The sequence below is a fragment of the Syntrophaceae bacterium genome (genome assembly GCA_013177825.1).
GTDB lineage: Bacteria > Desulfobacterota > Syntrophia > Syntrophales > PHBD01 > PHBD01.
This window is the reverse complement of record JABLXX010000002.1, coordinates 100,671-106,558: the sequence shown is the minus strand read 5'-3', so window position 1 is coordinate 106,558 and position 5,888 is coordinate 100,671. Positions and strand designations below refer to the sequence as shown.

Annotated in this window: 5 protein-coding genes; 1 reads left to right on the top strand and 4 read right to left on the bottom strand. The window is 59.0% G+C overall.

The window, feature by feature from the left end:
* Positions 1–181: 181 nt before the first annotated feature.
* Positions 182–1,573: a TolC family outer membrane protein gene (locus tag HPY65_05470; GenBank protein ID NPU83918.1), complete on the bottom strand. Its 1,392-nt coding sequence runs from the start codon at positions 1,571–1,573 to the stop codon at positions 182–184.
* A 1,121-nt stretch (positions 1,574–2,694) separates the two neighbouring features.
* Here HPY65_05470 and HPY65_05465 point away from each other — a divergent pair.
* A complete protein-coding gene (locus HPY65_05465; GenBank protein NPU83917.1) occupies positions 2,695–2,952 on the top strand; it encodes a hypothetical protein in 258 nt (85 codons plus the stop codon).
* A 272-nt stretch (positions 2,953–3,224) separates the two neighbouring features.
* Here HPY65_05465 and HPY65_05460 read toward each other — a convergent pair whose 3' ends face one another.
* From HPY65_05460 to HPY65_05450, 3 genes are all read right to left on the bottom strand, one after another.
* The gene (locus HPY65_05460; GenBank protein NPU83916.1) at positions 3,225–4,400 is read right to left on the bottom strand and encodes a thiolase family protein; all 1,176 of its coding nucleotides are present in this window, start codon (positions 4,398–4,400) and stop codon (positions 3,225–3,227) included.
* Positions 4,401–4,463: 63 nt separating this feature from the next.
* Entirely contained in the window at positions 4,464–4,901 is a 438-nt protein-coding gene (locus tag HPY65_05455; GenBank protein NPU83915.1) for a cupin domain-containing protein, read from the bottom strand.
* Positions 4,902–4,995: 94 nt separating this feature from the next.
* Positions 4,996–5,730 (bottom strand): MBL fold metallo-hydrolase, encoded by a 735-nt coding sequence (locus HPY65_05450; GenBank protein NPU83914.1) that lies wholly within the window; start codon positions 5,728–5,730, stop codon positions 4,996–4,998.
* Between the last annotated feature and the right edge of the window lie 158 nt (positions 5,731–5,888).

Here is a 5,888-nt window from a genome sequence, read left to right as displayed (position 1 = left end):
CGGTATTGCCTCTCAGGGAGTCCGCAAAGTTCCCGGCACGGACCTCCGGGATGAAGGGGAACGGACTCACAATATCAAAAAAAGCGTCCCGGGACGGGATGCACATCCGCTCCCGGCCCGGCAGGATCAACGATGCCCTCTGCGAAGGCGGCGTCGATGCTCTTTTTTAATCTCGACGGCCTCACCGCTCCTTGACGAACCAATCGTTGATGGAGGCGATATCCCCGTCGTTCAGGGTTCCCACCGCCTTCTTCAGGCGGAGACTGTTCATGATGTAATCGTAACGCGCCACCGCGTAATCCCGGCGCGCCCTGTAGAGATCCCGCTCCGCATCCAGTACGGCCAGAACCGTGTAGAGACCGGACCGGTATCCTTCCCTCTTGGCCTCCAGGACCATTTGCTGCGCCTCCACGGCCTCCCGGAGGGCCTTCACCCGATCGATGGCGCTGACGACGCCGAGGTAGGCCGCCCTCGTTTCCTTCCTGGCGGCCCTCGTCTGGCGCTCCTCTTCCTGGACGGCAGCCTGGTGGAGGCTCCTGGCCTCCCGGGTGCGGGAATTCACGATGCCGCCCTCGAAGATCGGTACGCTGAGGCGAACAAGAGCATAGGCCGTTTCGACCTCGCTCCCGCCCCCGAAAAGAGTGCCTTCCGTCTTGGTCCGGTCGTATTCCGCTTCCAGGTTCAGGAAGGGGTAATGCCCGGCCTGCTGCCTCCGAATTTCATGCTGCGCCTCTTCCACGGCCTGGCGCTGCATCTCCAGGGAGGGATTCTGCTTCACCGTGGCATCGATCCAGGTATCGATATTGTTCGGATCCGGATGCACCAGCGGCAGGTCCTCACGGATAGGGGCCAACTTCACGATGTCCTGGCCGACAATTTCCCGGAGCGACTGAAATGCATCGTCCTGGTTGCTCTGGGCTGCGATCTTTCTGGCCTTCACATCCGACAGGCGTGCCTTGGCATCGAGAAAATCCGTCCTCGACGTCAGGCCGGAGCTGAATCTGCCGGTGACCAGGTCGTGATAACGGCTTACCGCTGCCTCTTCGACACTGATGAATTCCAGGTTGTCGCGGGTTGCCAGGGCGCTGAGGTAGGACCTGGCCAGACGGACCATCAGATCCTGCTTGGCCGTTTCCAGTTTCAAATCCGCGCCCTTGACCGTTGCCCGGGCACGCTTCAGGCTGGCCCAGGAAGCCATGTTGAACAGGGGCTGAACAAGCGTAATGGAATACTCCGTCGTGGGAAAGGTCGATGATCCCTGGCCGTAGACGGTGTTGTCGCTGCTGATGATATTCTGCCTCGTCTGGGTATACACGCCCTCGGCCGTCAGCTTCGGCAGGAGCCCCGCCCTGGCCTGGCTCAGTTTTTCAGCCGAGGCGTCGCGCTCATAGCGTGCGCCGACGAAGCGGGGATCGTTCTTGAGTGCCAGCCCGTACACCCCGAGCAGGTCTTCGGCAAAAGCGGTCGTAGAGCAGACAATCAATGCCAGGATCACGAGGGCGCCGGCTCCTCCCGGGCCAAGCCGGACGGTCCCTCTCCTGCGAATGCACCGAAAAATCATGCCGTTTTTCATGAATTTACCCTTTCCCATGTTATGTTCAGACAAGATGCCCTTCCCGTGACAGCTGATCCGCTACCGATACAAAGACACCGTCCTTATGCTGCTGTACCGACGTTCATTTTTCGATGCGGCCTAAACCGTTCATTTCATATCGCTTCTGAGAAGTGTCTTTCGTCTGTCTCTTTTACGTATCATTATACAAAATCGCGACCCACAGATGACTCACAGATTGACAAAGAATCACTGCCGACCGGACATTCGTTTCTCGGAGTGGCCGGACCTGCTGATTGCGATTCGCTTGTTACCAAAATGCTCCTGACCGCTCTGAAAACCCTTCCCGGTCTTGTCCGCCTCCGTTCCCGCCGGGTCTCGAACGCTCCCAGCCTCCGCTTCTTCCGGCATCGAGCCGGATCACGCAGCCTGTACCCCGGTTGCCATCATAGGGAAAACCCTGAACGTCACCCTCTTCGAGAAGATCACAACCATCCGGAGACTTTCAAATCCCTGGCACAACCTCAACCCTTCTGCGACAGCAACTCATTGATTTTGTACGACAAACATCAGAACGGCATTGCGTCCATGCATACCAGAATCAATGCAATATATTGGAACAAATCGATTTTGAGGTGCTATGGCAGAAGCGATTCTCCCAGTGATGGAGTGATTGCTGTACACGGGGATCCACAACACCCGTTGGCAGGCACAGCGATAATCATAGCAAACAGCTTGAAGAAGAAGTCCCGTTCAGCTGCCGGGTGGATGGACTTTGCCCGGCGGAGTGACAAATGTCAAGTTTCTTAAGATATGTTTACTTAAGCAAATGCTCATGGAAACACGATTCATGTCATTAATGTCATTACGTAAAAAATAGACACATACAATTCCCCTTGTCCTTTTGTACCAATTCAATCATAAGCGTATGCCAGGTATTAACGGGGTATAAAAAAGGAATGAATTGTGAAAAAAGCATACGCTTTTCTTATCGCTCTGATCTTGCTCACCGCCGCGAAGCACCCATCCGGAAGAACAACGAAAACCTGATGATGATCCGGCAATACGTATAAGGTCAAAATGAAGTCATTGTCATTCTTCGCGCGATGAGCCCTTCGCGGGATTACCCGCTTTACGAGAAAATGAGAAAACGGTCGCCTCGGGCCGCCGCCTGGTGGATCGTGGGCGACCGCCTTTATCATACGGGGCTTTTGATGACGATGCTCTGCATCCCGGCGCTATTTTTCGCCTATGCACAGAGTGACTCTGCGGGCGACTGGATCACCTGGCTCGTCATCGCCCTGGTTGCTTCCGTCGGCATCTTCGGCCTCGGCATCTATTGCAAGGGAAAATCCTACCGGCTTGCGATGCAGGTTGGAATCGACATCGACAAGTTCTAGGGGACGTGCTGTTGAAAAAGGATCGTCTGCGGCGTGCTCCTCATCCTTCGCTGTTCAGCGTACCTGGAGTGCACCTTGCAGCCCGGGACGTCGGGGGCCTTGCATCCGGCCATTTTTTTTAACAGCCCTCTGACAAACTTCATCGGACAGATTGAAAAGGGGACGGATTTGAAATCCGTCCCCTTTCTTACTCCATCCCGCTTCTGTCCACGGAAGCCCCCGTGACAGCCCCCGCGCCCCGGACAAGCCGATCATCCGCGGGAGCGCGGCCGTTATACTCTCTCGAAGATCGTCGCCGGAGCCATTCCGCCGCCCGTGCAGAGCGAGACCAGGGCGTATCGGGCCTGGCGCCGCCGAAGCTCATGGATCGCCGTGACGGACAGCCGGCATCCCGAGTTCCCCACCGGATGCCCCAGGGCGAGCGCTCCGCCGTTCACGTTGAGCTTCTCCGGATCCGCCTTCAGCTCCTTCACCCAGGCCAGCGGAATCGGCGCGAAGGCCTCGTTGATCTCGAAAATGTCGATGTCGTCCATCTTCATCCCCGCCTTCTCCAGCACCTTCGGCGTCGCGTAGATGGGGCCCGTCAGCATGATCTGCGGCTCCGACCCGATCACGGCGTTGGCCACGATCCGGGCCAGGGGCGTCAGCTTCAGCTCCTTCATCCGCTTTTCGCTCATCAGGACCACGGCGGAGGCCCCGTCGGTGATCGTGCTCGAGATTCCCACGGTGATCCATTTCGTGTTCGGCAGGACCTTCAGGGAATTGAGGGTCTCGTGATTCGTCGAGGGGCGGATGGGCTCGTCGGTGTCCTGGACGACCGCATTCCCGTCCTTGTCCAGGCCCTTCATCGGCAGGATCTCCTTCTTGAAATACCCGCCGACGGTCGCCTTGTGCGCCTTCTGGTGGCTCGCGATGGCGAAGTCGTGGCACTCCTCCCGGGTGATCTCCCATTTGTCGGCGATCATCTGGGCCGCTACGATCTGGTCCGCCCGGCCGTACTTCTCCGTGTACCATTTCCCGAAGGGGTTCCCCATGGGCTTGCCCGTGTACAGCGTCCCGTTCAGGTCCGAAAACATCGTGTACTTCGTCATGAACTCGCACCCGCTGGCGATCACGATGTCCATGGTCCCTGAAGCGATCATGCCGTGGGCGATCTGGATCGCACTGAGGCTGCTTCCGCACTGCCGGTTCACCGAAATGCCGGGGACGCTGAAGGGGAACTTCTTCGAGGCCAGGATCCCCGAGCGGGCCAGCGTGAAGCCCTGCTCCCCCACCTGGTAGACCGTCCCGCTGACGACGTCGTCCACCAGGACCGGATCGAGATCGATCCGGCGGGCCACCTCGTCCAGCACCGCCCCGAGCATCTCCGGGGCCGTCCACTCCCGCAGATAACCGCCCTGGCGCCCCACCGGCGTCCTTACCGCACTGACAACAAAGACATCTTCCATCCCCATTTGCTCCTTTCTCGGTCTGGATTCACAGAACGGTTGTATTGCACGCGCCATCCGGAATCAACGCTCCAGCTTCTCCGACAGGGGCTCCCCCACGGCCCCCGTGTAGAAGACGATGAGCCGGACCGGCTCTTTCCCGATGTTGACCCCGTTGTGGGCGGTGTTTTGGACCTCCAGGATCGCCTGCCCCTTTTCAAAGGTGAGCGCGGTTCCGTCGCCCATGAGGACCTTCAGGGTTCCCTCCAGCACATAGGCATAGACGGGAACCCGGTGGAGATGCCATCCAGTCTGCGCTCCGGGAGCGATCTCGACGACGGCTGCCGTGACCTCGGGCCGGTCCGTCCGCATGTATTCCAGCGGTTGACCGTTGCCGGCGGTGGTCGATTTCAGGACGGTCCGCACCTTGACGCCATTGTCGTAGGACCAGCCTGTGGAGATGGGCCCGCCAAGGACCAGCAGGCACAGAACGATGATCAGACCGCAGGACTTCCCGCTCATGGCTTCCTTTCCTCCTCCTTGCTGCTGCCGGCCCGATTGCGGTTCCGGGACAAAAGAACGGAACCCTTCGCAAAAGAAAACAGATCGGACCCTTTCATTTCTGCCAGTCAGCGAAAGCCCCCGGGAAATCCTTTGTAAAGCCGTGATGCCCCGTAAAGACCGCCTCCACGCCCTTAAGCGCTGCGATCTTCCCGATGGAGCCGATCTCGGTCGCCGTATCCATGTTGAACAGCTCCACGAAGGGACCCGCCTTGCCGTCCTTCAGGCTGATCGTGTCCCCCGTGAAGAGCCAACGGCCGTTGACGAGATAGCAGCGCGAGCCCGGCGTGTGTCCGGGCGTACGGAACACCTGCACGATCAAGCCGCCGCTGTCGACCGTCTCGCCGCCGGCGAGGAGCCTGCGCCGGTCCGGCAGCGAGTTTCGCATGAAATACATGCGGTACTGGGGACCCTTGATGATCCGTTCTTCCTCGGACCCGACGAAGAGCGGGACGTCTCCGAGTACCTTCAGGGCCGCACTGTGATCGCTGTCGGAATGGGTCAGAAAGACGGCGCTGATCCTGTCCTTCGGAATGCCGAGTTGACGGAGGCCTTCCTCGACGGCGGCGGCTTTATCGCCCCCGTCAATCATGACATAGCCGTCCTTTCCCTTGATCAGGTAAAGGTTCACGTAGTCGTCCTGAATGGCGAACACGCCCGGAACGACCTCGCCGGTGGGCACCGGCGTCATCTTCCGGACCTCGATCAGGAACCGTCCAAGCACGTAGCCGGCAACCAGGATGACAATCGCGGCCAAGATGCCGACAACCATCAGGATTTTCTTTTTCATAGGATTCTCCCGGGCGGTTTTCCGCACCTGTCAAAGGGGAAACGGGAATATGGCTCGGAACCTGACATCGCACAGGCTGAACGGCGCCGGATCGGCGATCTCGCCCTGCGGGCGGGAGTATAAGGGGGAAGGCTTCGCATGTCAATCGGACGGATTGA